The organism is Wolbachia endosymbiont of Nomada ferruginata, from assembly GCF_001675785.1.
In the GTDB taxonomy this organism is placed as follows: Bacteria; Pseudomonadota; Alphaproteobacteria; order Rickettsiales; family Anaplasmataceae; genus Wolbachia; species Wolbachia pipientis.
This window is the reverse complement of record NZ_LYUY01000117.1, coordinates 1-3,467: the sequence shown is the minus strand read 5'-3', so window position 1 is coordinate 3,467 and position 3,467 is coordinate 1. Positions and strand designations below refer to the sequence as shown.

Annotated in this window: 4 protein-coding genes; 2 read left to right on the top strand and 2 right to left on the bottom strand. The window is 35.2% G+C overall.

Annotated elements, in window-relative coordinates; translation table 11 throughout:
- Window positions 1-472: 472 nt before the first annotated feature.
- Both BA053_RS05700 and def read right to left on the bottom strand, forming a co-directional pair.
- A complete protein-coding gene (locus tag BA053_RS05700; protein ID WP_065094804.1) occupies window positions 473-1,273 on the bottom strand; it encodes a uracil-DNA glycosylase in 801 nt (266 codons plus the stop codon).
- A complete protein-coding gene (def, locus tag BA053_RS05695; RefSeq protein ID WP_065106857.1) occupies window positions 1,263-1,802 on the bottom strand; it encodes a peptide deformylase in 540 nt (179 codons plus the stop codon). The genes BA053_RS05700 and def overlap by 11 nt, the downstream gene beginning before the upstream one ends.
- A gap of 138 nt (window positions 1,803-1,940) precedes the next feature.
- Here def and ftsA point away from each other — a divergent pair, with 138 nt between their 5' ends.
- Window positions 1,941-3,179 (top strand): cell division protein FtsA, encoded by a 1,239-nt coding sequence (gene ftsA / locus BA053_RS05690; protein WP_065094806.1) that lies wholly within the window; start codon window positions 1,941-1,943, stop codon window positions 3,177-3,179.
- A gap of 41 nt (window positions 3,180-3,220) precedes the next feature.
- On the top strand, window positions 3,221-3,466 hold the full coding sequence (locus tag BA053_RS05685) for a nucleoside triphosphate pyrophosphohydrolase family protein (protein ID WP_065094807.1): 246 nt from the start codon (window positions 3,221-3,223) through the stop codon (window positions 3,464-3,466).
- The last annotated feature ends 1 nt before the right edge of the window (window position 3,467 follow it).

The following is a 3,467-nucleotide window of genomic DNA, read 5'->3' as shown; positions in this document are numbered from 1 at the left end:
GGTTATTATCCGCTTTAAAATATTGGCGTTTTTTATGTTTTAAACGCTTGACAAGCGAGATTCAGCCGCTTTTAATTGCAACTAACTTACGCTGCAAATGTTTAAGAAATTTACTAAGCAGAAAAAAAGACAAAGAATCCCCGAGTTAGCTAGTCTTTTACTATCTCTGTCGAGTATTGGCATTTTTTGATGTCTTGTAACGCTTTATAAGCGCGTTCAGCTTATTTAGATAAAAATCTAGATGTAGATGAAGTTTTGTAAAGACATACAGTATCTATATACTGCAAAAAATTAAACATAAGACGCCGATACATTAAGTAATCCTTACCTTTTAATCTGCAGATTGGCGAAAGCAAATACAATAGCTTCAATTTTATGATAAGGGGGCTGGCGGAGTTTGTCAAGGAAGTTTTTTCGTTTCTAACGATTGTTAACATGCTGCAAAAAACTATGCAAGAGGTCTACCACTTTATTAGGTATTTGTGCAGTTATTGGTGTTATCAAGATACTCCCTAATCTTCTTCAAATCCTCCCAGGCTAAACGTTTTTGCATTGGCTGACGCAGTAGGTAAGCTGGGTGAAATATAGCGGCTGTGGTGATTGAATTGGACAAATATTGGTTAGTGTACGTATGAAATCTACCACGCAAATTCGATATAGTTTTTGTGCTGTCAAGAAGGCTATAACACGCAATTCCACCAACTAAAACCAAAATCTGTGGTGAAACTAGTGCAATATGCTTCTCAACAAATGGTCTGCACATATCAAGCTCTAGGTCGGTTGGCTTTCTATTGCCAGGTGGACGCCAAAATACAGTATTGCTTATGTATACCTTAGTGCGATCAAGATTGATTGCATTTAACATTTTATCGAGCAACATTCCACTTGCACCACAAAATGGTATGCCTTGAAGGTCTTCATTTGCCCCTGGAGCTTCACCAACGAGCATAATTTTTGCATTTGGATTACCATCGGAAAAGACAGTATTAGTTGCAGTTTTTTTTATTTCACAACCTTCAAATAATTCAACTGCACTTCTTAATTCATCCACACTACTACATTTACTTGCAAGTTTCCTTGCTTCAATTATCCAGTCACTTGGAAACATGGATTGCTGCTCTTTTTTCTCGACTTCGATTTGGACGGCAGGAGGCTGCACAAGCTTGCTATCTGTCTCCTCTTCTACTTTCTTTTCCTCTTCACCTTCTGTTAGTGTGCAATCAACGCCCACTTCATGGTAAAACTTTAATAATTCTAGGTCTTCATTGCTCATGATACTTTTTAACCTTTTGTGCTTTTTTCATGGCCATATCATACTTTAATTTAGATAAATGTCTAATATATAATATGCCGTTTAAGTGATCTAATTCATGCTGAATACACCTTGCAAGCCAACCACTAGCTTTTAGTGTTTGTTCTTCATTATCTAAGTCTTTATATTTCACAGTTAGATACTTTGGACGCTTAATTTCATGACTTTGCTCTGGAATTGAAAGGCATCCTTCCTTGAGAATTACTTGTTCATCAGATAATTCTGTAATCTCAGGATTAATCATGTAAAATTTGCCAGTCGATTCATACCCTACTGGCTCATTTTCAATTATTTCTAGCTGAATGTCCATAACAAAAACTCTCTTCAGCACCCCAACTTGCACTGCAGCAAGGCCAAGACCTTCTGCATCATACATAGTTTCGAACATGTCGTTTACTAATTCTTTAATTTTATCGTTTATATCTGTTACTTCACTGGCACGTGTGATTAGTCTTTCATCAGGGGCAATTACAATTGGTAATATGGACATAAAAATTATAATTTTATGTTTTGCTTTTCCTTTTGTCCAGAATTTAGTGTATATTAAAATGTTGCTATATCTATAATAGAAATATAAATTATTAAAGAAAGCTACAATTTAAATGAAATTGCGTAATAAGGTTAACTAATGTACTCTGCAGTAATAGCAAAACCAAAGAGAAATGTTTTTGCTGTTTTAGACATAGGTACAACAAAGATTATTTGTCTAATTGTTAAGATAAATGGCAACTTCAGCTATAAAGTAACAGGAACGGGTTATAAGATTGCAGAAGGTGTAAACGGTGGGTCGATAACTAATGTAAAACACGCAAATTACTCCATCTCATCAACTATAGGTTTAGCTGAGCAAGTATCAGAAGAAACCATAGATCAGATATATGTAAACATTGCTGGATGTGGCATCTCATCTTTCAATGTACATAATGAAATTATTGCAGCTAACCATGAGATTTCTGAGCGTGATATAAGACGTGTAGTTTTTCAAACATTTGAGAAATATATTGAAGACAATGTTATCATTCACAATATACCACTAAAATATCACTTGGATGACATGACTGACATAAAAGAAGTTGGTGGATTGTACGGAAAAAGACTATCTGCTGATGTTAATGTTGTCACTGCTTCGCGTCCAGCGCTTACCAATATTGAAAACTGTATTACCAATAATGGTGGATTAAATATGGCGGGTTGTATTGCTTCTGCATATTCTACAGGTCTTGCGTGTCTCAGTGGAGATGAAAAAGAGCTCGGGACTGCTATTGTTGATATAGGCGGTGGATGCACTGCAATTGGAATTTTCAAAAGAGGGAAACTTGTGTATGCAAGCAGCGTTCCAATTGGTGGTGTTCATATCACTCGAGATATTGCTTACGGGCTATGCACAAGCATAGAACGTGCAGAGTATATAAAAATACTGTATGGTAGCACTATCGTAACTTCAATAGATGAGAATGAGTACATTACAATGCAAAACAATGAAAATGATGAACCTACTCAAGTATTCAAATCTGAGCTTATTAACATCATAAGACCAAGAGTTGAAGAAATACTTGAAATGGTAAGAGAGCAATTTCAAGAGCAGAAAGATCCAATTAATAAAGTAGTGATCACAGGTGGAACTAGTCAACTCACAAGCATGAAGGAAATTGCAGGCTATATATTCAATAAACAAGTTCGAATTGGGTCCCCTGAGTCTCTCAGTGGCCTTGATGGCGAATATGATAAAAATCCTGTATTTTCTGCTGCTATAGGTTCTATAAAGCTAATAGTTGACACTTTTTATAAAAATAACTCTGGTATGTTAGGACAAGATGGTAAAATGAGTAAGTTGTACCATTGGGTTAAGTCAAAAGTTACAGTTTAATTTTACTGAATGAAATTCTTATATCTATCAAAGGAAACATTATGAATAAAAAACATTGTTTCAAAATTAATAAACTTGTTCGTGATCATACAACTGAAATTACACGTTCCCACGGAATTATTGTTTATGAGAGGGTGATGGAAAAAGATGAATACATTGAATGTCTCAAAGATAAACTTTTAGAAGAAGCAAAGGAGGTTATTGCCTCTTGTATCTTGTCAAAAGCATCTAATGTTTTAAGCTTATGCATTAGATGGAGAAGGGAAGAACTTTGTAAATTGCCCTAGA